We start from the raw sequence: 23,169 nt of genomic DNA on the forward strand, positions 1-23,169 counted from the left end.
AAAGCTACATACTTAAAGAATATTTAAAAATTGCAAAACTGCACAGGTTGTTGTATCAGTTGTTGGCGATACATCACACCTTGCGCAGTGTGCTGAATGGTTCCGTTACAAATCCATTCAACCACTTGCGGATAAATCAAATGCTCCAACACATGCACACGGTTCGCCAAGCTTTCGGCATCATCGTGGATGTTTACTTGCAACACACCTTGTGCCAGTGCTTGACCTGCATCTAATTCAGCAGTGACATAATGCACGGTACAACCATGTAAAGTATCGCCTGTATTGAGTACACGTTGATGGGTGTGCATGCCTTTATAATGCGGCAAGAGTGAAGGATGAATGTTGAGCATTTTACCTTCCCAAGCATGCACAAATTTGGCACTTAAAATACGCATAAAGCCTGCGAGAACAACCAAATCAACATCCCAATCAAGTAATTGTTGATGCATGACATCATCAAATAATTCACGACTCGGATATTGTTTGTGCTCAATCACTGCAGTTTGAATCCCTGCTTGTTGAGCGCGTTGTAAAGCATAAGCATCAGGCTTATTGGAAATAACCCCAACAATTTGCCCTGAAAGATTGGCATCTATCAGGGCTTGTAAGTTACTTCCGCTGCCTGAAACGAGGACAGCTATTTTGATCATCTGAGTCAAATCACGCAAAAATTACGCGAATTTTTTCATCTGCGCCTTCAACGGATTCGGCGTTGTCTTGAATATGACCCATCACCCAAGCTTTTTCGCCAAGGCTGTTGAGAAGTTCAACTGTTTTGTCTGCATCGTTGGCATCTACAACAACAACCATACCTACACCACAGTTAAAGGTGCGATACATTTCAAACTGTTCTACACCGCCTTCACGTTGTAACAATTTGAACAGTTCTGGCCATTCCCAAGATGATTCGTCAATCACTGCTTGCGCACCATTTGGCAATACACGTGGTAAGTTACCTGGTAAACCGCCACCCGTAATGTGCGCCATAGCATGCACATCAACTTGTTTGCACAGTTCAAGCATTGATTTGACATAAATGCGTGTTGGTTCCATGGCAACGTCAGCCAGTGGACGACCATCAACCAGTTGAGTTAAATCAACATTTTTTACGTCTAAAATTTTACGAAGTAAAGAGTAACCGTTTGAGTGTGCACCTGAAGAAGCGACACCAATCAGAACGTCACCAGCTTTTACTTTAGAGCCATCAATAATTTTGCTTTGCTCAACCACGCCCACACAGAAGCCTGCAAGATCGTAATCTTCACCTTCATACATGCCTGGCATTTCAGCAGTTTCACCACCTACAAGCGCACAGCCTGCAAGCTCACAGCCTTTACCAATTCCTGTAACAACATTGGCTGCAACGTCTACATTTAAGTGACCTGTTGCATAGTAGTCTAAGAAGAATAAAGGTTCAGCACCGCACACCAGTAAGTCATTTACACACATTGCCACCAAATCTTGACCAATTGTGTCATGGCGGTTTAGGTTCAACGCTAAACGTAATTTAGTTCCTACACCATCTGTGCCAGATACGAGCACAGGTTCTTCATAACCTTTCGGAATTTTACAAAGTGCGCCAAAGCCGCCTAATCCACCCATCACTTCAGGACGAGTCGTGCGCTTAGCGACAGATTTGATACGATCGACTAACGCGTCGCCCGCTTCAATATCGACACCAGCATCTTTATAGCTTAAACCAGTGGTTGGGTTAGAAGTTGAGTTGCTCATAATGAAGTCTCCGCATTCGCGGGGCGATTATACCTGAATATACGAAACTCTTATGTTATTTATGCGCTAAAATGCTATCTTTATTCAAATATTTTAACTTCTATAACGAATAAACTGAAAAAAGGCGAATTTCTATGGTCGATCGTACCTTGCGTCGCATTTTTATCCTGTCTGGGATAGTGCTGCTCCTTTGGGTGCTGTACTTATTAAAACCGGTTGTCATTCCTTTTGTTGTTGCATTTTTCATGGCTTATTTATTTAGCCCATTGGTTGAACAATTTTGCAAAGTCGGTTTGCCACGTTGGCTATCTATCAGTTTGGTTTTTATTGGGATTGGCATCGCGCTGACTTTGGCAGTTTGGTACATCATTCCTTTGGTTTGGAAGCAGTTGATGATTGCGCGTGACAGTATTCCTGTCGGTATTAACTGGATCAATTCGACCTTCTTGCCGTGGGTGTCTTCGACTTTTCATATTGAAGAAATGGAAATTGATACCTCGCACATGAGCAGCATCGTCATGGATTATGTGCAAACCAATTATAGTGCCGATAGTATTCAGGCCATGTTATTGAGTGTTGCACAGTCTGGTCTGAATTTTATTCAAATTGGTGGTACCGTAGTGCTGATTCCAATTATTGCTTTCTATTTTCTACTCGACTGGCAGCGTATGCTCGACAGCCTGCGTCGCTTAATTCCGCGTCCTTATGAGCAAAGCACTTTAGCTGTGGTGCAAGAATGTCACAGTGTATTAGGTGCTTTCGTTAAAGGTCAGTTTTTGGTGATGATCTTGTTGGGCGTCGTTTATGCGACTGGATTGCAACTGATTGGTTTAGAAGTCGGTTTGATTATTGGGATGGTTGCGGGACTTGCTAGTATTATTCCGTATTTAGGTTTCGCTGTAGGGATTGTTGCAGCCATTATTGCCACTTTCCTACAATTTGGCATTGACTGGATGCAATTGGTTTTAGTCCTTGTGGTCTTTATGATTGGACAGGCGGTGGAAGGCTATATTCTACAACCGTTTTTATTGGGTGATAAAATCGGGCTTTCGCCAGTCGCGGTGGTGTTTGCTGTTTTAGCAGGTGCACAACTGGCTGGATTCATGGGTATGTTGATTGCTTTACCAGTAGCAGCAGTGATTGTGGTTTTACTGCGTCATTTACGTGATTTTTACGAAAAAAGTTATTTGTATGGGCAACCTGTGGTGGTGTCGGAAGATGGTGCATCGGGTGACATCAGCATTGATACAGCACAAGTTCATATTGATATTGAGCTTGATCCTCAGTCAGCAAATTCACTGCAACAGACTGAAAAATCAAGTAAGATAAAGCCCTCAGATCAGCAAAACTCCTAGGTGATTACAATTCTATGCGTCAACTGCAGTTAGATATCGAGCCTCAATTAGATGCACGGATCAGTGATTTTTCTGGTCCGGGTTGGGGGCATGTGATTGATGCAGTTCGACAGCTTCATGCAGGATTGGTCAATCGCTTTTATGTCTATGGTGGTGCGGGCACAGGCAAAAGTCATTTATTGTCTGCAATTTGCGATTCCTATTTAGAAATTGGCAAATCAGCTATTAAAGTATCCTTACTTGAATTATTGGATGCCCCAACAGAAGCAATTACCTCTTTAGACCGTTATGATTTGGTTGCTTTAGACGATATTGAAGCGATTAGTGGTGTACCACATTGGCAACGTGCGGTGTTTCACTTAATCAATTACAGCAATGAGGTTGGTGGTCAGTTGGTGTTTTCATCACGTTTTGCACCGATTGAATTAAAGCTTGAATTGCCCGATTTGCAATCACGTTTGACGCAGGCAGTGAGTGTTAAAGTGCCTTCAGGCAGTTTGTATGCAGACCGACAAGCTTTGGTGAGTTCTGTGTTAGAGCGTCGCGGGATTATCATCGACCCACAAATTATTGATTATTTGTTGTTACATGGCCCACAGCAGACCTCGATTTTGCTGCAAAGCCTTGAACAGTTGGTGCAATTACTTAAAGGAGAGAAAACGAAATTAAGTGGAGCAAACCTGCGTCAGATTTATGCTTTAATTGACGAATATCGGTAAAAATTAAAATTACTTGAGAATTTGCGCAAGCTATGCCAAATTATTCGGAAAATAATTCGAAGTTGCAGGGAATTTGCAACTAAAGAAGAAAAAAAACAAAGAAAATTACAAGGAGTACGCTTATGCTCAAGCAGAGCATCGGCATTGGTATGCTGTTTATCGCAGGTCATGCATATAGTAGTAATATCATTGTCACCACCACTGCTGACACCAAAGCAGATGATCAACAATGTTCTTTGCGTGAAGCCATTGAGTATATTAATTTAGGCATGCCCGAAGAAGGCTATTTGGGCTGTGGCGGCAAAAATGCCTCAAGTGTGATTTTATTAGAAAAGAAAGCCGTCTATCAAATTGATACTCAACTTAAAATTACAGAAAACCTTGAAATTAAAACCACCTATGACAGTAGTCTGAATGATAAAACTGCCCCAGGTTTGAATAATGCCACGATTCAGATGCGCGGCAATGAGCGAATTTTCCACATTGAAGATAGCAAGGATCGTTTCTTAAAAGTTTCTTTAAAAGAATTAACTTTACAGGGCTGCGGTGAGGAACGCTGTCGTCAGCAACAAGGTGGTCTGATTTATAATAATGAACATTTAATTTTAGACTATGTGAAACTGAGTCAGGGTGTAGCCAATCAAGGTGGGGCAATTTATAACCTCGCACAAATGACTGACGAGAAGATCCCTGCAGGTTTTATTGAGATCAAAAATAGCTTGCTTGAAGCTAACCAAGCGCAGGAAGGTGGCGTCATTTATACGCAATTCCCACGCTTTGTGATTACAACTTCAGTATTTAAAGGCAACAAAACCATATCAGTTGCTTCAGCCAATCTCTATTCTGCAGCAAGTTTGGCAGATGAAGAAATCAAAGCCTTTCCTAGTATGGGGAATATGATCGTGAGCAGTACTTTTACTGCAAATGAAGGCTATGTCATGAATGTGCTGGATGATATTGGTGTCAATAACATTAGCTTGATTGGTAACAGCCGTGGTGTGTATCTCAACGCACCTTTGGGTAAAGCCTATATTGCCAATAGTGTGATTTTGGGTAATCCACATCCTGTGAGTGTGAATACTGCAGCAAACTGTGTGCAAGCAGGTTCAGATGCAACAAGATTGCAAAATAATTTAGTCGGCGCAGGCTGTGGAGCAGGCGATAGCAACTATCCAAATACGCTATGGACTGCAAATTCGGTGCTTGCAGGTAATCTGCTTGAAGGTGCATGCCAAACCCTCAGTCAAGATAAAACGGCACTCTTTTGTCCATATCAAGTTCCTGAAAACTCATTCTTGGGCTTTATGCGCCCACGCGTATTGCTCAATTATAACAGCCTGAAAGATTCTGTGGTGTTGAATCAGGGGCAATTACAACTGGGGGATAATACGGTAGTCGGTTGTGCTGCTTCAGATCAGCGCGGTAAAAACCGTCAGTCAGATATTACCTTATGTGACCGTGGTGCAATAGAGGTGATGGTTCCTGAAACTATGGGGCTTATAGGTCAAGATATTTTGGCGGGTCAAATTGCTAAAATGTCGGTGAGTGATTTGTTGGGTGATAGTGATTTGGTGCCTAAAGAATTTTGTGATCAAGTCTATCCAAACAATCCGACAGGCCAAGCATGGCAAGCAGGTTGTGTGCAAATTGAGCAACTCGATACACGTTCTAAAGGAAAATTGACCGTAGATGAGTTGGGGAATTTGGTATATACCCCAGATTCTGCTTGGCATGGTGCAGATGTTTTTAAAATTAAATTAGTCACCAGTACCACACGTTTTAACAGCACAACACCTTATATGGAAGTGAAAGTCCAAGTTATTCAAGAACATGAAAATCGTATGGAAAGCGATAAAATAAAAGTTTCTGGCGGTGCATGGAGCGCTTACGGATTAATGGCTTTATTGGGCTTGTTGGGTTTAAGCCGTAGAAAAGCATAAAGGATGAATATGAAAAATAATAAAAAAACACTATTAGGGATAATGGTGCTGTCTGCTATGTCGCTTATGGCAGCAGATAATCGTGTGATTCAGGTCACGACCTTTGAAGATCAAAATGGTGAAGACTTAAGCAAATGTTCATTACGTGAAGCGTTAGTTGCGGCCAAGCAGAATATTGCGTTCGGTGGATGTAGCGCAGGCAATACCAACCGTGGTGCAACCGATATGATTCAGTTGCAGGCTGGGGAATATATCTTAAACTCAGAATTACGCCCGCAATCTATGGTGCGTATTTATGGGGCGACAGCGGTCGACTATAACCAAGTAGATCCGATTACCCATCGTTATCCTTCAATTGCACCGTTAAAAACCAGTATTAATGCACAGGGCAATAGCCGTATTATCAATACTTCAGATACCCAAGCCAGCGTGGCGCTATACGATGTCATTCTAAAAAATGGGGATGCCAATGGTGGTGGTAATGCGAACCCTGTAGATGCAGGCAAAGGTGGTGCATTATTTGTGGCAGGCCCACTAGCTGCGAACAATGTCGAAATTCAAAATTCGCATGCAGAACAAGGTGGTGCAATTTACGTTGTTGCTCATCAAGCGGAGCGTCAAGTCAATTTAGAAAATGCTTATATCCATGCGAACCAAGCCAAAGTAGGTAGTGTGTTGGCAATGGATTGTAGTGCCAACTTGGTCAATACACGCTCTATGGTGAAAATTGACCGCAGCAGTATTGTGAAAAATGGTGCTGCAAATAGTCTTAGTACTTTTGATCTTTGCGGCCAACCAGATCTTGCGTTGACTGCCAGTACGATTGCACAAAACCAAGCTGATACCAGCAAAGGTCATATCTTTAACTTAAGTAATGCAGAAAATCATCCGCTTAGCACTTTGTCACAGGTGTATTTGCAAAGTAATACCATTGTTGAAAATAAAGCATTGAGTACTTTGTTTTATGACAATTATCCACGTATTGTCCTCTCTTTTAATATGTTGGCCTTTAACCAAGGTAAATCTTGTCGTTATGCATTCCCTGCGAGCTTAGAGCAGGCGCGCAACATCAACACAATTCGCAATGCCTTATTCGCAATGGGATCAGCGACAGAGCAAGGCGAGTGTGATTTGCCTGAAACAGCAAATAGTTCTTATGATGGTGCTAAAAATTTGGATTTGACAGGGCTTAGCTTTGATCAAGTATTGCAGCCCTTGCAAGAACCATCTGCTTATAATTTATTCCTGCCGTTGTATTATCCAAAACTTGGTTCAGACCCTGCGAAAGATTTGATTGATGTAAACAGCATGGGGTGTAGTGATTATGAACAACGTGGTTTAGCGCGGGTGAGTAATGCAACTTTAACTTTAAATCCTGATGCAAAAAATACCTGTGAAATTGGCTCTGTAGAAGTGATGCGCTTAAATGCAGCCGATATTCAAAGCTTGCGTAATGTCTCTTATGAAAGTTTATTTGCCAATTATCAGCAACAAATTGACCGTATTCAGTCTGCGATAGATCAAAGTAAAGATGCTGCATCTTCGGTCGTTTCTCAATCGCGTACTGATTTGAAAACGATGCAGGATTTGTTGGCGAATACCAAAGCTAAGCAGCAATATCGTGCCATTTATGTTGATCCATTTGCGATGGCATTAAAGCAAGATGAACCAACTGCAGATGGGAAATTTGTTCAGTTAAGACAGCTTAATTCTGACAACTTTAGCATTAGCACTGAAGTATTGGGGATTGGTGCAATTTCGGGTTCAGGTACCACATTTAGTACCGATAAATTGACCCAAGATCCACTATTCAAATGTGAATGGGATGCACAGTTGCAACGGATTGTGATGTATCGACTGAATGATAAAGTCACAGAAGCAACCGATTCAGCGTATTGTAAATACACCATTACCTCAAAATTGGACAGTAATTTGCATTCTTCGGGCTTACTTGAAGGTAAATTTAGCAATATTGCCCCAATTGCAAAAGATGATCGTGTACGACTTGAATATGGTACAGACCTCAAAGTGAGTTTTAATCCATTGCTGAATGATAGCGATGCAGGCGATGGTTCTATCAGCACTTTGAAAGAAAATACCAATAAGCCTGCATTCTATAAAGATAGTACAGGACAAGAACTGGCAATTCGTTTTACACAAGTACCTTCAGGTGTGGTACTTACGGCAGATCGTCAAGCACCTTGTCCTGGGGATTATGCACGTGAAATTTGTTATGGTGGCAATATTCAGGTTCAAGTACGAAATAGCTTTAGCCCATTTGATTATGAGCTGAAATACACGATTTTCGATCATGAACTGGAATTATCGCCTGAAGCGACCATTACTTTAGAAAATACAGCGAAAAATACCAATTATGAAGCCAGTGGTGGCGGTGGGGGAAGCTTAGGTTTCTGGGGTATGTTTGGTTTAATCGGATTGGCGTTCTATCGTCAACGTCCAAGAAAATCGTAATCTACCGACTCTTTATTGCAAAAGCCTCATCTGTTTTACACGATGAGGCTTTTGTTATTGGTGACTTCAAGTACTTTCTATTATCCATGAACAGATAAAATTAGTGACTCATTGCAGGCTGCTGATATTTAAGAATGTATTCCTGACGAATTAAAGGTCGTTGTTCAGGTGTTGCTTGTTGCAAGCGTTGTCCTAATTCACGACGTTCTTGCGTGCTCATTTTTTGCCAAGTTTCACGCATTTTTTGTTTTTCGCTATCAGGCAGTTGAGTAAACCAATCCATCCGCTGCTGTAAAGCTACGCTTTTTTCTGCAGGAATTTCTTTTAAGTTTTGATAGCGCTTAATTAAGGCCAATTGTTCTTCTTCAGAAAGAGTTTCCCAGGTTTCTGAAATTTGCGTATCTGCATCTTTGGAAAAAATCCAAAAACGCTCAAACCCTGCAAAACTGGTTTGTAAAAAACTGAGCGCACAACACGCAATCACAATTCGTTTAGCTGCCATGTGGAACTTTGTCCTCACCCAACACCATTAACATTTCTAAATCTTCCACCATTTGTGGAGAAAGTTTAGGAACAGATACAGCTTGATTCTGCGGCTGTGTGGTCATTTCCATTGAATTTGGCAAGACCACAAAACCTGCAATTGCCGCAGCCAATGCAAAACCTGACATTTTCCAAAGCGCATAGCGCGATGTTTTCTTGTCTTGAATATTGTCCAAGACATGATTCATGACTGCGGCTTTGTCTTGATGGTGGCGAGCCAATCCATCAAGTTTAGATGTCACTTGTTTTAAGAAATCATCTTGTTTCATTCTGATGATCCTCCCAGATACGGATTCATATGTGCCAAACTGTTGCGTAAAGCTTGAATAGCACGGTGATAATGCGTTTTTACACTGCCTTCAGTGCAGTTCATAATTTGTGCGGTGGTTTGCGTATCAAAACCTTCCCAAGCACGTAACATAAAAGCTTGTTGTTGCCGCACAGGAAGCCCCGCAATTGCTGCCTGAATTTCTTCTACAGTCACAGCTTGATCTAAAAACTCTGCAGGATTGAGTGCTTGCTCATCGACAATATCAAGTTGTTCAACATCGTCATCATCTAAACTGATTTTTTTGAACCATGAAAACGGTTGAGCGCGGCGAGCTTCTTTACGACGCCAATCTTGTAATTTGTTATTTAAAATGGTGTAAAACAGGGGATACCATTCCTCTGTGGCTTTGTCAGCATAAGATTTATGCAAGGAAATAAAGGCTTCTTGCACCAAATCCATAGCAATGCCGTGCTGTCCTTGCGTTGCACTTTCCATCATCACTAAGGCACGCCCCGTTACTTCTTGCATAAAATTCTTCAGACGTTGCTCAGCCGTACTCTTAAGAGCACTCAAATTTTCCGAGTGTGACGACTTCGGGTTTAAATCCATAGAGATGGAAAATCCTGTCATTGGATACCCACGATTATTTTTAACATCATATTTTTATAACGCTAAAAACAATGGTTTGGTTGACATTGCAAGTTATTATTTTCAGTCTAATCTATTTTTTTTGCAGGGCTAGTCTTTTTAAAATAAATTAACCATTTACAGACGTTGGCGTACCATTTCAAAGAAACAGATTGAGCCTGCAATTGCCACATTCAAAGATTCCTGTCCACCTGGTTGTGGAATACTTACCGCTTCTGCATGCTGTAAGGCATAATCGGACACACCTTGACCTTCATTGCCTAGAATCCAGACGCAAGCCTTACGCAGATTTTTGGAATAGAGACTTTCTGCATGGTGTGAACTGGTCACATATACAGGAATCTGAAATTGTGCTAAGAGATCTTCGAGTTCAATATTTTCAAAGGTATGCAAGCTAAAGTGTGCGCCCATGCCTGCACGTAACACCCGTGGCGACCAAAGTGAGGCAGAACCTTTGGTACAAATAATTTGTTCAATACCTGCTGCTGCTGCAGAGCGCAATAAGGTGCCGACATTACCCGGATCTTGCACATTTTCTAAAATCAGTGTGTCTGCTTTAAAGTCTAAAGCTTGGCTTGAACTTGGCACGTCGACAATGGCTAAACAGGCAAGGGAAGTGCCTAAAGTGCTTAAATCTTTATATAAAGATTCGCCAATGACAAAGACCACGCCTGTGTATTTAGCCAAAATACGCTCATAGTCAGGATGGCTTAGTGCATGTTCGGTGGTAAAAATCGAATTGATTTTTTTATTTTCATGTAACCACGCCAGACACAAATGTGTACCTTCAAGTACCGTTTGTCCCTGTTTTTTGCGATAGTTATTTTGTTCAATTAAACCACGTAAGTGTTTAATTTTCGGGTTATCTTTTGATTCTAAAAAAATCGTAGGCATGCGATAAAATCCACAGCAGTCAGCGAATGGCCGACTGCTGTTGTTAAAAATTATTGATGGTAGCTGCTGACCAAATCGACTTCATTTTTTGAGCCAATGATGACAGGCACACGTTGATGTAGGTCTGTGGGTTGGATGTCTAAAATACGCACACGACCTGTGGTTGCCGCACCGCCTGCTTGTTCCATGAGCATACTCATTGGATTGGCTTCATACATTAAACGTAAACGACCTGCTTTTTTCGGGTCTTTTAAGTCGTATGGATACATGAAAACCCCGCTACGGCAAAGGATACGGTGAATATCGCCCACCATACATGCAACCCAACGCATGTTAAAGTCTTTTTCGCGTGGCCCAGTTTTACCAGCCAAAAGTTCATCAATATAGCGTTTTACAGGTGCTTCCCAATGGCGTTGGTTTGAAGCATTGATCGCGTATTCTTTTGTATCGGCAGCAACTTGAATGTTGTCTGCAGTCACCAAAAACTCTTGGCTTTCTGGGTCAAAGGTAAAGAATACCACGCCTGCACCAACAGTGAGCGCCATCATGGTAGATGGGCCATACAGGACATAACCTGCAGCAACTTGTTGTGTACCTGCTTGCATAAAGTCTGCAGCTTGGGTCACGGCATTTTTTGCAGGTAAAATTGAGAAAATGGTACCCACACACATATTGATGTCGATGTTGCTTGAACCATCCAGTGGGTCAAATAACACTAAATATTGACCATTTTCCTGAGCAGGAGTGAATTCGTCTAATTCTTCCGACGCCAAACCACCCACATTAGGATGTTTTTGTAACGCTTCAATTAAATAATCATTTGAAATAACATCTAATTTCTTTTGTTCTTCGCCTTGTACGTTTTCATTTTGTGCACTGCCTAATACGCCCGCCAATGCACCTTTTTGTAATGTTTGGTCAATTGTTTTGCAAGTATTGGCTATAGTTTCAATCACTTGAGCAAGTTCGGGTGTTAAATTTCCAGTTTGTTGTTGTAGAAATTGGGAAAGGGTGCGGTATGACATGACTGGAAAACTCCGAATGACTGCAAAAATGAGGATAACAATATGCTGCAATAGTTTAGATGAGAACGCGTTAAAAGAAAAATTAAACTCGACTATTTGCTGTGATTTTACCCTTGCAAGTCCTGCAGAAAGTGCTATGTTGATGTGAAGGATTTAATTTGAGATAGGAGCACAGATATGACAACGTTAAAGTTTGATGCGACTCCAACGCCAAGCGAAGGGATTAGTTTAGACGATATTTCTGAGGACAAGATGAAAGCCGCTTGGAAAGATTACGAGTCTAAACCTGAATATAAAAAGTTTAACAAGCATGATTTGATTGAATCTATGCAAACTGCAAAAGCTGATGCCGAGTCGGAATAACTGAAGCAAAGCTGTATTTCTGCACTTATCTGTTAGTTTTTAAAATATTCGTTCGCCCAGTTTTTTATGTCATAAAAAAGCGCCCTTGTAATAAAGAGCGCTTTTTTCGTATTGGGGAAACACGTTCTAAACGAGTTTTTCCCAAACAGCAAATTATTATTTCAATAATGGTGGAACAGCTTCGTAGTTAATTTCTACGCGACGGTTTTCTTTCCATGCATTTTCATCATGTCCAGGGTTGACTGGCATTTCTTTACCATAGCTCACTGCTTCAAGCTGACCTGCGTTAACGCCGCTGGTGATTAAGAAGCTCTCAACCGCTTTGGCACGACGCTCGCCTAAAGCCATGTTGTATTCGCGTGTACCGCGTTCATCGGTATGACCTGTAAGCGCTACTTTAGAGTTGGCATTCGCCATTAGAAACTGTGCATGTGCTTGTAGGGTCTGGTAATCATCATTAGATAATTCGCTGCTGTCGTAGTCAAAATGCACCACGCGCTTTGCCAAGAAAGCTTTGTTGGCTTCGGTTACACCTTTGGCAGATGCACCTGCAAGGTTTTGTGCATTTAAAGCTGCATCTTCACTCAAACCTTGGGTGTTGACTGTAGTTGCACCACTTGGTGTTTGACCTGCTTGTGAGTCAGTCGTTGGTTTGCGGTTTGCACAACCTGTCATCACTAAAGCCGATGCCAAAACAGGGAGTACCAATAATTTAACTGCGTTCATCCTCATCTCCATGAAGCTTGATTTTTGGTTTTAAAACAGAACTGAAAAGTGTTTACCTTGCGGATACTCATTATTTTGGCGCCCACGCAGGTTCACGCACTTCACCTTGTTCACTTGGTAAGTTCATGCGGAAGCGACCGTCTAAAGACATAATTGACAATAAGCCACGTGCGCCTTCGCGCGTTGCATACACCACCATTTGCCCATTTGGTGAGAAGCTTGGCGACTCATCCAAACTGGTTGGGGTTAAAATATTGGTGATATTGGTGTTGATGTCTTGAATTGCGACTTTGTAATTACTGCCACTTGGGCGATGCACCAATGCCAGTTTACGACCATCGGCACTGAGCGTACCACGTGCGTTAAATGCACCGCGGAAGGTTAGGCGTTTGCTGCTGCCTGTGGCAAAGTCATAACGATAAATTTGTGCGGAACCACCACGATCTGAAGTGTAAATAAATGATTTACCATCTGGTGCATAACGTGCTTCGGTATCAATCGCACTGTCATTGGTCATGCGTCGCAGTTCACGGGTGCTTAAATTCATTTGATAAATTTCTGGATTGCCATGCATGGATGCGGTAAACAACATGCTTTGACCATCTGGTGAGAAGCTTGGAGCACCATTTAAACCACGGAAACTGGCTAATTTTTCACGCTGACCTGTCGCCAAATCTTGCACATAAATAGCAGGGCGTTTGGTTTCAAACGACACATAGGCAATTTTTTTGGCATCTGGTGTCCACGCAGGCGATAAAATAGGATCACGCGAAGTCAAAATGGTTTTAGGCTGTTCACCATCAGTATCGGCAATTTGCAGGGTATAGCGTTGTTCAGGTGTTGCAGGGTTGCGCAGTACATAAGCAATGCGTCCGCTAAAGTCACCTTTAATGCCCGTGAGTGCTTCATAAATGGCATCACTGATCATGTGTGCAGCAGAACGTACGCGTGACGCAGGCACGCTTAATAATTCATTCAATAAGTATTGCTGTTTTTGCACATCATAAAGTTGGTAATGAACTTCATAACCGCCTTCTGCAGTGGCTTTGACATTTCCCGTCACCACATAAGGTACACCTGCGGCTTGCCATGCAGCTGCATTTGGATTGTTCATGCTTGCAGTTGCAGCAAGGTTTTTAGATGAACTGGTGAATTTGCCTGAACGGTTTAAATCGTTTTCTACAATAGGATAAATACTTTGATCATTGCCAAACGGCACAATCGCAATTTTAGGTGCTTCTTCTGGTGCTTTGGCAATTTCTAAATGCAGTTGTGCAAAAGATTGTGTGCTTAAAACTGGGCTAAGCGCAGTTAAAATAGCAAGACAAAGTAGGTATTTACGCGTTGTTTCCATCATTCGCTATTTTCTCAAATCAACATAACTTTTTTGGATGTAATTGTGGTACATAATGGCATGCTTTGGTAGGAATGAAAGCATGAATTTATAATAAAACTGTTATAACACTGTGAAAATTTAAATTTATTTATACTCGTAAATATTTTGAGAAGGAGTTAGCCAAATAGATGTTATTCGGCTAACTGGTAACTTATTGCGCTGTAAAGGTAGAGGTGAAGCTACGTGCTTCGCGTCGTGCATCTGGGTCTGATGGCATCGGATAAGGTGCGGCAGTACGAACAGCAGCTTCTACACTGGCTTTCATGTCAGGGTCGCTAGAATTAACCACGACAGACTGAACTGCGCCACTGTCACTTAAAGTCACGCGGGCAGTTGCACGTTGACCCGAAGAACCAGCTGGGGTATCCCACGCTCGTCTGATTTTATTTTCGAAATCGCGTTTAGCAGTGGATGCAATGCGTCGTACTTCAGCCTTTTTCTGAGCAGCTTCTTCTGCAGCTTGTTTGGCAGCTGAAGCTTTGGCTTCAGTATCGGCACGTGCCTTCGCTTCGGCATCAGCTTTGGCTTTTGCATCTGCGTCAGCCTTACGTTTTGCTTCGGCATCAGCTTTGGCTTTTGCATCTGCAGCAGCTTTACGTTTTGCGTCGGCATCAGCTTTGGCTTTTGCATCTGCTGCAGCTTTACGTTTTGCATCGGCATCTGCTTTGGTTTTTGCATCTGCGTCAGCTTTACGTTTTGCATCAGCTTTGGCTTTTGCATCTGCGTCAGCTTTACGTTTTGCCTCAGCATCTGCCTTGGCTTTTGCATCTGCTTCAGCTTTGCGTTTTGCTGCTGCATTGGCTTCGAGTTGACGTCTTTCTGCCGCTTCTGCTTTTTTCAGGGCTTCGGCTTCTTTACGACGTACAGCATCTGCTTCAGCACGTGCTTTGGCATCGGCTTGAGCTTTTGCTTTGGCGTCAGCTTCTCGTTGAGCACGTTCTTCGGCGCGTGCTTGTTGAGCTTTTAAGCGTTCAGCTTCTAGTTTTTGTCGCTCTGCAATTTGTTTGGCTTCAGCAGCTTGTCGTTCTGCACGTGCTTGCGCCTCTGCTGCTTGTGCAGCTTTTTGTGTATCAACTTGAGGAGCGGGTGGCGTAGGAGCCGCTGCAGGTGTTGGAATGACAGGGGCAGGTTCAAGAGCAGGCTCGGCTGTTTGAGTAATTTGCTCTGCTACATTTTCATGTGTGGTTTCAGCAGATTCAGTTTCTAATAAGGGTTTTAAATCTTCTGGTTTTATTAATACCGTTTTAATGGGTTTAGGCGGCTCAGGTGCTTTACTCATGCCCAAATAAAGCAAGCCAACCACTGCGATAAGGTGGACACCTACGGTGAACCCAATCGCGATGGCTTTTTGTTGAAAAGGTGGCTTTTTAAAATCTTTCATAAATTACTTTAAAGGCTCGGTCAGCAATCCAACTTGGGTTAAACCCGCATCTTGTAAGTCAGACATTAACGCAATCACATCACCATAAGGGCGTGTATTATGACCGCGAATAACAACCTGAAACTCTTTGTTTTCAGCTTTGGCTTGAATTTGAGCATCGGTCAAAATTTGTTTCAGTTGGGCTAATTCCAAAGGTTCGGCTTTGTGTTCTTTGTATTCTAAAAAATATTGCCCATCTTTATTTAAAGTCACCAAAGCAGGGGCATCTTTCGATTCAATTGGATTACCATTGGCTTGAGGTAAATCGACTTGAATCCCACTGGTAATCATCGGTGCAGTAACCATAAAAATCACCAATAACACCAACATGACATCAATATAGGGCACTACATTCATGTCACTTTTGAGTGGTTTCTTAATGCGCTCGAAGCGTCCTGAGCGTTGAATGGCCATTAGTCGTGATCCTTAGTATTGCCTAAAGATTGACGTTGTAATAAAGCCACCATTTCTTCGGCAAATAAAGCACGATCAGAATAAATCGCTTCGCCTTTGGCGGTGTAATGGTTAAAGGCAAGTACCGCAGGAATGGCGGCAAATAAACCAATGGCTGTGGCAATGAGGGCTTCGGCAATCCCTGGTGCGACTGTTGCCAATGTGACTTGATCGACATCTGCCAGTCCAATAAAGGCATTCATAATGCCCCAGACGGTACCAAATAAACCAACGTATGGCGCAACCGAACCAATGCTGGCTAATGCACCTAAGCCTTGTTCAAGTTGAGCTTGGTCGCGGCTTAAACCGACACGTAAAATACGTTCTGTGCCTTCAATGGTTTGTGTTGCAGGCGCTTGGCGCTTTTTGAGTTTTAAAAACTCACCTAAGCCTTGATAGAAAATATCTTCCAAACCGACACGTTTTGAATTGAGCTGTGCGTTGTTGTAAAGCGTATTTAATTCTGCACCAGACCAGAAGATTTTTTGGAAATGCTGATCATCTGCCTGTGCTTTTTTATAGCTCATGTGTAACTTGGCAATCAGATACCAACTGTATAATGATGCTAAAAGCAGCGAGAGCATTACCAGCTGAACAACAGGACTTGCTTGTAAAATAAGATCTGATACTTGAAGAGATGATTCGAGTTGTGTTGCCATAGTTACTACATGTGCCAATTCATTTTTTTAATCTTGTCCTAATTCTTTCAGAATAAGGCTACGAATTTCATCTGGCAGACGACGTGGTTTCATATCTGAACCAAGACAGGCCAATTCAACCTCGCCAGATGCAAGCATGATTTCACCACGATAAATATTTTGTTGCAATACAAATGATGACGCTTTACACGAAACTACACTTGCTGTAACAGTAATTAGGTCATCCATTAAGATTGGACGTGAATATTTCACGTTAATTTTATGCACGACAAAGTTGTAATCTTGTTGATGCCAATAATGATCAACACCCGATGCACGAAGCCATTCGGTACGGGTACGTTCCATAAAGCGAATATGGTTGGCGTGGTAAACAATGCCGCCTGCATCAGTATCTTCCATATAGATACGAATTTTAAATTCAAATTTATTCGCCATGATGATGTTCCGCTTCAATGTTGCAAAGTTGTTTGATAAGCAATACTTATAGCTTAAGCCTTGTCTGTGAAATTGACGTGAATCGGGGCTATAAGTCAAGCTGTGTATAGCGTGGCAGTTTATCATTCTCAACGCTTCGTCCAATGGCACAAGATTTCAAACATGCTTTTAAGTTAAAATTAGCTACCTGCCTTATACATGCAGATGATCCATCCCAATGAGCAGTACATGAGTCGTTTAGTTAAATTTTTTGTGGTCATTGCCATATTGTATTTGTTGTGGATGACGCTGTTCCAGTCAGATGGAGGAATTGCGGATAGCACAACCTATCAGTCATCGCAGCAAGTGCATCAGTTTAAAGACTATACCATTCAAGTTTTGGAAAGCTATGAAGGTGAGTTTCGGGTGTTGTCACTTAAGAATTATAATTTTGGACGTGAAGCCGAACTTAGCCCTGTCGATTTTGCCTTGGGATGGGGAGAAATGTCCAAGCCTGAGGTGTATAAACAGTTGTCTATTCGTCAAAGCAACCGTTGGTATTATTGGCGTTATGAACAAGCACCACCGATTCCTGTGCAAGAGATTGCAAGTTTGAGCGCCAATACGCATTTAATTCCTGCCACACCCGCGATTGCGACACAGTTAAAACAGATTGATGAAGATGATTTGATTTATTTGAAAGGTAAATTGGTTGAGGTCACTGCCACAGATGGTTGGCAGTGGCGTAGTTCTTTAAGCCGCAATGACACAGGGGCGGGCGCGTGTGAATTAATGCTCGTTGAAGATGTGCGTGTCATCGAAAATTAGGGTCTATCTACAGACCCAATTGACCTAAATATTTAATAGCTTAAAGGGAGATAGCTCCCTTCAAGCTATTTTTTCCTTTGAGCTATTTTTCTTTTGGCTCTGGCGGTGTCATCCCAAATTGTAAATACGCCATATTGGTGGCAATACGCCCGCGAGCGGTTCGCATTACATAACCTTGTTGAATTAGGTATGGTTCAATTACATCTTCCAAAGTGCCAGAGTCTTCAGCCATAGCAGCGGCCAAAGCTTCCACACCTGCAGGCCCACCATCAAAACGCTCTAATAACATTGATAAATAACGACGGTCTAAGGTATCTAAACCATCTTTATCGACATTCAGCATATCTAGCGCACGTTGTGCCATCTCTTGCGTGACTTCACCTGTGCCTTTGACCTGCGCATAGTCACGAACGCGACGCAATAATCGGTTGGCAATACGTGGTGTACCACGTGAACGACGAGCGACTTCATTGGCTCCTGCATCGGTCATTGGCACACCCATTAAACTCGCCGAGCGTTTGACAATATGGGTCAAATCTTCAACCGAATAAAATTCCAAACGCTGCACAATACCAAAACGGTCACGTAACGGTGAGGTGAGTAAGCCTGCACGTGTGGTAGCGGCGACAAGGGTAAATGGTGGCAAGTCCAGTTTAATGGAGCGTGCTGCAGGCCCTTCACCAATCATGATGTCCAGTTGATAATCTTCCATCGCTGGATACAAAATCTCTTCAATCACAGGTGAAAGACGATGGATTTCATCAATAAATAACACATCACCTTCTTCAAGATTGGTCAGCATGGCGGCTAAATCGCCTGCGCGTTCTAAGACAGGCCCTGAAGTAGATTTAAGGTTGCCGCCCATTTCACGGGCAATAATATTGGCGAGTGTGGTTTTGCCTAAACCTGGTGGTCCAAAAATCAGGGTGTGGTCCAATGCTTCTGCGCGTCCACGGGCTGCACCAATGAAAATTTCCATTTGTTCACGCACTACAGGTTGCCCAATATAGTCATCGAGTGAAGTGGGGCGAATGGCGCGATCAATTTGATCTTCGGGTTTTTCAGAACCACTGATTAGACGGTCTTGCATATCGTGTTAACTAATCTCTTGAGCTGGGCATTTTGATGCTGCATGCACAGCCTCAAAGTATGAGTTGCGTTTAAATGCCTTTGCGAAGGCATGATTTTACTTTTGAAAGATCAAAAGTAACAAAAATCTTATGTTGAGTTGAGGGTATATCCCTATACCCCAACTCAACGGGCGACATCCATGTCGCCAGTCATGTATCCAATATTGGAAAGATGAACTTACGCTAGGTTTGTTGGCATCTTTTATTTATTCATCGACTTTAATGCTGCACGGATAATATCACTGGCTTCGGTAAAATCGGCCTTGACTGCATTAATCAGTTTTTGTGCTTCGGCAGGTTTATAACCTAAAGACTGTAAAGCGGCTTCGGCTTCGGCAACAGCAGAATTGCCCGTAAAATGGATTTGAGTCGCAGTGGAATTGCTGCTGCTCACTTCGTTGGACATGGCTTTAAAGCGATCACGCAATTCAATCATCAGGCGTTCAGCAGTTTTTTTGCCCACACCTGGCACTTTAATCAGGGTGTTAATATCTTCATGTTCTACGGTGTGAATCAGTAACTCGACACTCAAGGTCGATAAAATACCCAGTGCCATTTTCGGGCCGACACCATTGACTTTGAGTAAGGTACGGAAAATGGTTTTTTCTTGGGCTTCTAAAAAGCCATATAACAATTGAGCATCTTCACGCACAGCTAAATGCGTCCACAGGGTAATTTTATGCCCTTTTTGTAATTGGCAAAATGTGGTGAGTGGCGTGTCAATTTCATAGCCCACACCATTCACGTTCAGTAACACGGTTGGTGCTTCTAAAGCCAATACTTCGCCAATAAGACATCCGATCATATTTGTGATTCACTGATTGATTTAAAATAAGTTGCTGTTCGCATAGTAGAGCGCATTTTCACAAAAGGCAAAATTCGTGCTTAAATTCTACGTCAATCTTATATAAGTTATTGATATACATGTGATTCGTCATAGCAGACCAACCTTATTGCCTTGTAATTCTTGCGATAAATTATAGGCTTGGTGATCTGAAAACTTAGAGATAATGTCCAAGACTTGCATGATATTGTCATAATGATTATGCGCAAAATCTGCCCCTGAGCGTTGCAAGATGGACATTAAACGCTGCTCTTTAAAACTTAGGGTTTTATGGGGTGTGGTGAGCGGAATAAACGCATCCAAAATATTTTGTAAACTTTGATGCGCAATAATTTCCAATCCAGCTTTTTGCGGATGCTCGAAAATTTTCTCACGCGCTAAGTCTTTGGCGCGATTAATACCAATTTCAATATCTGCTGAGCAATACTGTAAAAGGCTGCCTTTAAGTTGTCCCATTAGGATTTCAAAATGGTGTTTGGCAAACGCTGTGGTGACTTCATCGACTAAACGCTTCATGACCCGACCACGCAAAGCGGCAATTTTTTGTTGCCATGTGGTACGTGCCATCGCTAGTTCTGCAGGAATACCGTAGTCACCAATCAAGTTTAAAAAGATCGGTTCAACTTCTTCATAGCTGAGCATGTTTAAAATAATGCCATCTTCCAAATCAATTAAGGCATAGCAAATATCATCCGCTGCCTCCAATAAATATGTCAGTGGATGACGACAATAGTGATAATCGCCCAATTGAATCAGTCCAAGTTGTTCTGCAATTTGTTTGAGAATTTCTTTTTCAGCTTGGTAACAACCAAATTTATCACGTTGATTGGCAGGGCGGTTGCCTTGTTCGGCAATGGTTTTGGAGAGCCACGGATATTTTAAATAAGCGCCTAAAGTGGCATAGGTTAAACGCATGCCGCCATCATTTGGATGATAGTCAATTTTGGTGAGTAGACGTAAACCTTGCGCATTGCCTTCAAATTGACGTACGTCGGCTTCTTCCTCATCACTAAGTTTGGCGAGAAAATTGCCGTGTGAAGCATCGTCAAACCATTCACGAATGGCATATTCGCCTGCATGTCCGAAAGGTGGATTACCAATATCATGTGCCAAGCAAGCGGCTTGAATAATCGCACCGACATCGGCAGGGGAAATCCACATAGGCAAATGGTCTTTGATTTTTTCTGCAGCCAGCATCCCTAATGAACGTCCAATACAAGACACTTCTAAAGAATGGGTCAGGCGAGTGTGAATACCATCGTGTTGAGTCAGTGGATGGACTTGGGTTTTACGGTTTAGTTGTCTAAAACTTTGCGAAAAAATAATACGGTCATAATCTTTATGAAAAGGGCTGCGCGCCTGTTCTGTACTTTGTTTTTTACTACCAATTCGAACTGTGGAAAGCAGTTCTAACCAACGCATTTGAGTCATTTATCATTATTCACTATATGCTTGTTTTGCATCATGCCAAAAAAATGACAAAAGCTCTAGGGGCGTGCGACATGGCTTGTCTTTTTAAATCTAAATTCATACAAAATGGGGGATAAGTTTGTGGCGAAGCGTACTTTAAAGTTTTTTTGGGGAACTGTATAAATTGAGGATTGGATGATGCGTATAGGTTGCCAAAATAGCAACAATGCTCAAATTTTTATGCTAATTTCTAATTAATTGTGAAATGGATAGCGAAGTTTAAATATGCTCAAACTGATTTACTATGTGCCTGAATCTCATCTTGAAGAAACTAAACTGGCGGTTTTTGCAGCGGGTGCAGGTGGAATTGGCAATTATGAACATTGTGCATGGCAGGTTTTAGGCACAGGGCAATTTAAGCCTGTCAAAGGAGCAAATCCGTTTATTGGTGAGTTAGATGCTTTGGAACACGTTGCCGAATGGCGCGTGGAAACCATTGTACCTGAGCAAAATGCTCAGGCAGTCGCAAAAGCGCTCAAGGCAAGCCATCCTTACGAAGAGCCTGCCTTTGAGTTTATGCAACTTTTAGATATTAATTTTTAAAGACTTAAATACCAATTTTTAAAGAAAAATAGAATTGTACGATCACTCATATATGGATTGGGGCAAATATAAGTTGCGTAGATAGATTTTACTTTTCACGGGCGAAAAGTAACAAAAGCCCTCTGTTAGACTGATGGTACGTCCTGTACCACAGTCTAACGGGCGACATCCTTGTCGCCTTATCACGAGTCAAAATGTGGCTAGGTTTTAAAAATACAGTTGAAATATTAGGGTCTGTTGACACTTCATCTATGTTTGCGACGTGAGAGATATATCTCGCAAGGTTTTTTAGCTGATATAAGGCATGGGGCAGGAAATTTAGTTATTCTAAATGACTGACTCATAACGCAATAGCAGCAAAAAATATGCTCGTCCCCTTGCGCAGCAAACAAAGCAGCGCTTTGTTCTTGCTCATGTGGCTAAAACTTTCTCAGATTACGTTATGAAACTTGGCAATAGTCTCGCTATTCCTTGCGTTTCATGCCTAATCTGCTCAGTTTTAGCCTACAGCGCAAGCCATTTATGAAATGTTAACAGCCCCTAGACTTTCTGAATAAACAGGTCACGGTCAAAACGGTATTGCGGGAAAAAGACACCATCTTCGGCACGTTCACCTGCAGCAATCACCATCACTGGAAATTGTTGATCATTCAGTTTTAAGAGTTTGCGTACCATCGGCTCATCAAAACCTTCCATCATGCAGCTATCAAAACCGTGTGCGCGAAGGGCCAAGACCATATTTTCACAGGCGAGTGCTGTAGTTTTACTTGCCCAAAGTTTGGCATCTGCAGGGTTAAATGCAGTCACAGGTAATTGTTTATCTAAACTACGTGCAATTTTGAAAGCGACTTTCTTAAAGTTACCTACTGCGTTTAAGTAGCCAGTCATGTAGTTATAAGGAATAAACTTGTAATATTTTTTGACTGCAGCAGGTGCTTCAGGAAAAGGGAACTCGCTGATATTCTTTTTTGCCATTTCATCAACACGGTCTGTACGTGCAATACACACGATTAGCTCTGCTGCAGTACGAGCAGCGAGTTGTCCTAAGCAGGCTTTAACCAGTTGTTTTTTCTTGGCAGGATTTTGCACCACGACAAAAGTCCACGGTTGTAAATTAGATGAGTTTGGTGCCAATAAAGCCATATCTAAACAATCATCCAATACTTCCGCAGGAATGGCTTTGTCGGTAAATTTACGCACCGAACGACGGCTTTGAATGACTTTTTTAAAGTTTTCTACATCAATATCTTGTGGTGCAGGTTCAAAATAACGTTCTTTTTTTTCAGCTTTAACATCGGCTGGATTTGGATTAGACATTACAA

At 42.1% G+C, this 23,169-nt stretch carries 24 protein-coding genes; 7 read left to right on the forward strand and 17 right to left on the reverse strand.

What is annotated here, in order from left to right:
- Positions 1 to 23 precede the first annotated feature (23 nt).
- Both purN and purM read right to left on the reverse strand, forming a co-directional pair.
- Positions 24 to 653, reverse strand: a complete 630-nt coding sequence (gene purN, locus J4G44_RS06690) for a phosphoribosylglycinamide formyltransferase (RefSeq protein WP_178865704.1) — start codon at positions 651 to 653, stop codon at positions 24 to 26.
- A 10-nt stretch (positions 654 to 663) separates the two neighbouring features.
- Entirely contained in the window at positions 664 to 1,734 is a 1,071-nt protein-coding gene (gene purM, locus J4G44_RS06695) for a phosphoribosylformylglycinamidine cyclo-ligase (RefSeq protein ID WP_104853216.1), read from the reverse strand.
- Positions 1,735 to 1,868: 134 nt separating this feature from the next.
- On the opposite strand from purM, the gene cxpE reads away from it, so the two are divergent.
- From cxpE to J4G44_RS06715, 4 genes are all read left to right on the forward strand, one after another.
- Positions 1,869 to 3,089 carry a chloramphenicol efflux transporter CxpE gene (gene cxpE, locus J4G44_RS06700; RefSeq protein ID WP_167845886.1) on the forward strand — a complete coding sequence of 407 codons (1,221 nt, stop codon included), beginning with the start codon at positions 1,869 to 1,871 and terminating at the stop codon, positions 3,087 to 3,089.
- A 14-nt stretch (positions 3,090 to 3,103) separates the two neighbouring features.
- Positions 3,104 to 3,808, forward strand: a complete 705-nt coding sequence (gene hda, locus J4G44_RS06705) for a DnaA regulatory inactivator Hda (protein ID WP_004971812.1) — start codon at positions 3,104 to 3,106, stop codon at positions 3,806 to 3,808.
- 122 nt (positions 3,809 to 3,930) lie between these two features.
- On the forward strand, positions 3,931 to 5,748 hold the full coding sequence (gene rbtA / locus J4G44_RS06710) for a rhombotarget A (RefSeq protein WP_207973529.1): 1,818 nt from the start codon (positions 3,931 to 3,933) through the stop codon (positions 5,746 to 5,748).
- 57 nt (positions 5,749 to 5,805) lie between these two features.
- Positions 5,806 to 8,220 carry a CSLREA domain-containing protein gene (locus J4G44_RS06715; protein WP_225530188.1) on the forward strand — a complete coding sequence of 805 codons (2,415 nt, stop codon included), beginning with the start codon at positions 5,806 to 5,808 and terminating at the stop codon, positions 8,218 to 8,220.
- 100 nt (positions 8,221 to 8,320) lie between these two features.
- On the opposite strand, the gene J4G44_RS06720 is transcribed toward J4G44_RS06715, so the two are convergent.
- The 5 genes from J4G44_RS06720 to J4G44_RS06740 form a co-directional block, all read right to left on the reverse strand.
- Positions 8,321 to 8,722, reverse strand: a complete 402-nt coding sequence (locus J4G44_RS06720) for a DUF3106 domain-containing protein (RefSeq protein ID WP_004971806.1) — start codon at positions 8,720 to 8,722, stop codon at positions 8,321 to 8,323.
- Positions 8,712 to 9,032, reverse strand: a complete 321-nt coding sequence (locus J4G44_RS06725) for a hypothetical protein (protein ID WP_207973530.1) — start codon at positions 9,030 to 9,032, stop codon at positions 8,712 to 8,714. The genes J4G44_RS06720 and J4G44_RS06725 overlap by 11 nt, the downstream gene beginning before the upstream one ends.
- Complete coding sequence (locus J4G44_RS06730) at positions 9,029 to 9,643, reverse strand: RNA polymerase sigma factor (protein ID WP_180043365.1); 615 nt, start codon at positions 9,641 to 9,643, stop codon at positions 9,029 to 9,031. The genes J4G44_RS06725 and J4G44_RS06730 overlap by 4 nt, the downstream gene beginning before the upstream one ends.
- A gap of 156 nt (positions 9,644 to 9,799) precedes the next feature.
- Complete coding sequence (locus J4G44_RS06735; protein WP_180050424.1) at positions 9,800 to 10,576, reverse strand: TrmH family RNA methyltransferase; 777 nt, start codon at positions 10,574 to 10,576, stop codon at positions 9,800 to 9,802.
- Positions 10,577 to 10,626: 50 nt separating this feature from the next.
- Positions 10,627 to 11,601: a class 1 fructose-bisphosphatase gene (locus J4G44_RS06740; RefSeq protein WP_004971801.1), complete on the reverse strand. Its 975-nt coding sequence runs from the start codon at positions 11,599 to 11,601 to the stop codon at positions 10,627 to 10,629.
- Between the two features lie 177 nt (positions 11,602 to 11,778).
- On the opposite strand from J4G44_RS06740, the gene J4G44_RS06745 reads away from it, so the two are divergent.
- Positions 11,779 to 11,964, forward strand: coding sequence for an NF038105 family protein (locus J4G44_RS06745; RefSeq protein WP_004971800.1), 186 nt, complete (start codon positions 11,779 to 11,781; stop codon positions 11,962 to 11,964).
- A 156-nt stretch (positions 11,965 to 12,120) separates the two neighbouring features.
- Here the strand turns inward: J4G44_RS06745 and pal are convergent, their stop codons facing one another.
- The 6 genes from pal to ybgC all read right to left on the reverse strand — a co-directional run bounded on the left by pal (position 12,121) and on the right by ybgC (position 17,053).
- On the reverse strand, positions 12,121 to 12,690 hold the full coding sequence (gene pal, locus J4G44_RS06750; protein WP_004971799.1) for a peptidoglycan-associated lipoprotein Pal: 570 nt from the start codon (positions 12,688 to 12,690) through the stop codon (positions 12,121 to 12,123).
- 70 nt (positions 12,691 to 12,760) lie between these two features.
- Positions 12,761 to 14,044, reverse strand: a complete 1,284-nt coding sequence (gene tolB / locus J4G44_RS06755; RefSeq protein ID WP_207973952.1) for a Tol-Pal system beta propeller repeat protein TolB — start codon at positions 14,042 to 14,044, stop codon at positions 12,761 to 12,763.
- Positions 14,045 to 14,237: 193 nt separating this feature from the next.
- Complete coding sequence (tolA, locus tag J4G44_RS06760; protein ID WP_207973531.1) at positions 14,238 to 15,467, reverse strand: cell envelope integrity protein TolA; 1,230 nt, start codon at positions 15,465 to 15,467, stop codon at positions 14,238 to 14,240.
- A gap of 3 nt (positions 15,468 to 15,470) precedes the next feature.
- Entirely contained in the window at positions 15,471 to 15,920 is a 450-nt protein-coding gene (gene tolR, locus J4G44_RS06765; RefSeq protein WP_070154130.1) for a protein TolR, read from the reverse strand.
- Positions 15,920 to 16,618: a protein TolQ gene (gene tolQ, locus J4G44_RS06770; RefSeq protein WP_104851739.1), complete on the reverse strand. Its 699-nt coding sequence runs from the start codon at positions 16,616 to 16,618 to the stop codon at positions 15,920 to 15,922. The genes tolR and tolQ overlap by 1 nt, the downstream gene beginning before the upstream one ends.
- A gap of 27 nt (positions 16,619 to 16,645) precedes the next feature.
- Positions 16,646 to 17,053, reverse strand: coding sequence for a tol-pal system-associated acyl-CoA thioesterase (gene ybgC / locus J4G44_RS06775; protein WP_004971791.1), 408 nt, complete (start codon positions 17,051 to 17,053; stop codon positions 16,646 to 16,648).
- Positions 17,054 to 17,281: 228 nt separating this feature from the next.
- Here ybgC and J4G44_RS06780 point away from each other — a divergent pair, with 228 nt between their 5' ends.
- Positions 17,282 to 17,860 (forward strand): hypothetical protein, encoded by a 579-nt coding sequence (locus J4G44_RS06780; RefSeq protein WP_207973532.1) that lies wholly within the window; start codon positions 17,282 to 17,284, stop codon positions 17,858 to 17,860.
- An 82-nt stretch (positions 17,861 to 17,942) separates the two neighbouring features.
- Here J4G44_RS06780 and ruvB read toward each other — a convergent pair whose 3' ends face one another.
- The 3 genes from ruvB to J4G44_RS06795 form a co-directional block, all read right to left on the reverse strand.
- Entirely contained in the window at positions 17,943 to 18,950 is a 1,008-nt protein-coding gene (ruvB, locus tag J4G44_RS06785; protein WP_180043332.1) for a Holliday junction branch migration DNA helicase RuvB, read from the reverse strand.
- Positions 18,951 to 19,192: 242 nt separating this feature from the next.
- Complete coding sequence (gene ruvA / locus J4G44_RS06790; RefSeq protein WP_154320901.1) at positions 19,193 to 19,795, reverse strand: Holliday junction branch migration protein RuvA; 603 nt, start codon at positions 19,793 to 19,795, stop codon at positions 19,193 to 19,195.
- Positions 19,796 to 19,924: 129 nt separating this feature from the next.
- Positions 19,925 to 21,265, reverse strand: a complete 1,341-nt coding sequence (locus J4G44_RS06795; protein ID WP_019837718.1) for a deoxyguanosinetriphosphate triphosphohydrolase — start codon at positions 21,263 to 21,265, stop codon at positions 19,925 to 19,927.
- Positions 21,266 to 21,529: 264 nt separating this feature from the next.
- Here J4G44_RS06795 and J4G44_RS06800 point away from each other — a divergent pair, with 264 nt between their 5' ends.
- Positions 21,530 to 21,847 carry a YqfO family protein gene (locus J4G44_RS06800; protein ID WP_104851742.1) on the forward strand — a complete coding sequence of 106 codons (318 nt, stop codon included), beginning with the start codon at positions 21,530 to 21,532 and terminating at the stop codon, positions 21,845 to 21,847.
- Between the two features lie 540 nt (positions 21,848 to 22,387).
- Here the strand turns inward: J4G44_RS06800 and J4G44_RS06805 are convergent.
- Entirely contained in the window at positions 22,388 to 23,164 is a 777-nt protein-coding gene (locus J4G44_RS06805; protein ID WP_096901117.1) for a nitroreductase family protein, read from the reverse strand.
- Positions 23,165 to 23,169: the final 5 nt, after the last annotated feature.

The organism is Acinetobacter towneri, from assembly GCF_017498585.1.
GTDB lineage: Bacteria > Pseudomonadota > Gammaproteobacteria > Pseudomonadales > Moraxellaceae > Acinetobacter > Acinetobacter towneri.

Excerpts from the sequence above, each read along its gene's own strand:
- pal (WP_004971799.1), bottom strand. The coding sequence starts at position 12,690 with ATGAACGCAGTTAAATTATTGGTACTCCCTGTTTTGGCATCGGCTTTA.
- tolB (WP_207973952.1), bottom strand. The coding sequence starts at position 14,044 with ATGGAAACAACGCGTAAATACCTACTTTGTCTTGCTATTTTAACTGCG.
- cxpE (WP_167845886.1), top strand. The coding sequence starts at position 1,869 with ATGGTCGATCGTACCTTGCGTCGCATTTTTATCCTGTCTGGGATAGTG.
- J4G44_RS06805 (WP_096901117.1), bottom strand. The coding sequence starts at position 23,164 with ATGTCTAATCCAAATCCAGCCGATGTTAAAGCTGAAAAAAAAGAACGT.
- ybgC (WP_004971791.1), bottom strand. The coding sequence starts at position 17,053 with ATGGCGAATAAATTTGAATTTAAAATTCGTATCTATATGGAAGATACT.
- J4G44_RS06720 (WP_004971806.1), bottom strand. The coding sequence starts at position 8,722 with ATGGCAGCTAAACGAATTGTGATTGCGTGTTGTGCGCTCAGTTTTTTA.
- rbtA (WP_207973529.1), top strand. The coding sequence starts at position 3,931 with ATGCTCAAGCAGAGCATCGGCATTGGTATGCTGTTTATCGCAGGTCAT.
- purN (WP_178865704.1), bottom strand. The coding sequence starts at position 653 with ATGATCAAAATAGCTGTCCTCGTTTCAGGCAGCGGAAGTAACTTACAA.
- J4G44_RS06715 (WP_225530188.1), top strand. The coding sequence starts at position 5,806 with ATGTCGCTTATGGCAGCAGATAATCGTGTGATTCAGGTCACGACCTTT.
- tolA (WP_207973531.1), bottom strand. The coding sequence starts at position 15,467 with ATGAAAGATTTTAAAAAGCCACCTTTTCAACAAAAAGCCATCGCGATT.
- hda (WP_004971812.1), top strand. The coding sequence starts at position 3,104 with ATGCGTCAACTGCAGTTAGATATCGAGCCTCAATTAGATGCACGGATC.
- ruvB (WP_180043332.1), bottom strand. The coding sequence starts at position 18,950 with ATGCAAGACCGTCTAATCAGTGGTTCTGAAAAACCCGAAGATCAAATT.
- J4G44_RS06795 (WP_019837718.1), bottom strand. The coding sequence starts at position 21,265 with ATGACTCAAATGCGTTGGTTAGAACTGCTTTCCACAGTTCGAATTGGT.
- J4G44_RS06800 (WP_104851742.1), top strand. The coding sequence starts at position 21,530 with ATGCTCAAACTGATTTACTATGTGCCTGAATCTCATCTTGAAGAAACT.
- J4G44_RS06780 (WP_207973532.1), top strand. The coding sequence starts at position 17,282 with ATGAGTCGTTTAGTTAAATTTTTTGTGGTCATTGCCATATTGTATTTG.
- J4G44_RS06745 (WP_004971800.1), top strand. The coding sequence starts at position 11,779 with ATGACAACGTTAAAGTTTGATGCGACTCCAACGCCAAGCGAAGGGATT.
- ruvA (WP_154320901.1), bottom strand. The coding sequence starts at position 19,795 with ATGATCGGATGTCTTATTGGCGAAGTATTGGCTTTAGAAGCACCAACC.
- J4G44_RS06730 (WP_180043365.1), bottom strand. The coding sequence starts at position 9,643 with ATGGATTTAAACCCGAAGTCGTCACACTCGGAAAATTTGAGTGCTCTT.
- J4G44_RS06740 (WP_004971801.1), bottom strand. The coding sequence starts at position 11,601 with ATGTCATACCGCACCCTTTCCCAATTTCTACAACAACAAACTGGAAAT.
- J4G44_RS06725 (WP_207973530.1), bottom strand. The coding sequence starts at position 9,032 with ATGAAACAAGATGATTTCTTAAAACAAGTGACATCTAAACTTGATGGA.
- purM (WP_104853216.1), bottom strand. The coding sequence starts at position 1,734 with ATGAGCAACTCAACTTCTAACCCAACCACTGGTTTAAGCTATAAAGAT.
- tolQ (WP_104851739.1), bottom strand. The coding sequence starts at position 16,618 with ATGGCAACACAACTCGAATCATCTCTTCAAGTATCAGATCTTATTTTA.
- J4G44_RS06735 (WP_180050424.1), bottom strand. The coding sequence starts at position 10,576 with ATGCCTACGATTTTTTTAGAATCAAAAGATAACCCGAAAATTAAACAC.
- tolR (WP_070154130.1), bottom strand. The coding sequence starts at position 15,920 with ATGGCCATTCAACGCTCAGGACGCTTCGAGCGCATTAAGAAACCACTC.